This is a genomic window from Mesorhizobium sp. BHbdii (assembly GCF_053848045.1).
On the sequence record NZ_JBSPKX010000312.1, the window covers coordinates 1 to 400 of the forward strand.

The following is a 400-nucleotide window of genomic DNA, read 5'->3' on the forward strand; positions in this document are numbered from 1 at the left end:
GGCAGCAAGCCGCTGTTCGATGCGGAAATCACCTATCGGAAACCATCGTCTTGAACCTTCTGCCTCACGCCGACCACACAGATTCATCATTTCGATACGGCCTGTCCGTATATTAGTCTTGGGACAAGGGAGATCATGATGCTCGAGTGGGCGTCATTGCGGAACAGACCGGATGTCAGGGAGGCCAACGGCCTGACCTCTTCCGGCGGCGCATCCGAAACGAAATCTTCCAAGAAGACAGGCATTTCGCTCGCTTTGGGCGGCGGTTGCGCAAGAGGCTGGGCTCATATCGGCGTGTTGCGCGCACTCGATGAAGCCGGCATCGAGGTGTCGATGATCGCGGGCACCTCCATCGGCGCACTGGTCGGCGGCTGTTATCTCGCCGGCAAACTGGCTGAGC

At 58.8% G+C, this 400-nt stretch carries 1 protein-coding gene; it reads left to right on the forward strand.

The window, feature by feature from the left end:
• Nucleotides 1-138: 138 nt before the first annotated feature.
• On the forward strand, nucleotides 139-400 hold a 262-nt coding region (locus ACWTU8_RS33200), incomplete at its 3' end, for a patatin-like phospholipase family protein (RefSeq protein ID WP_455851427.1).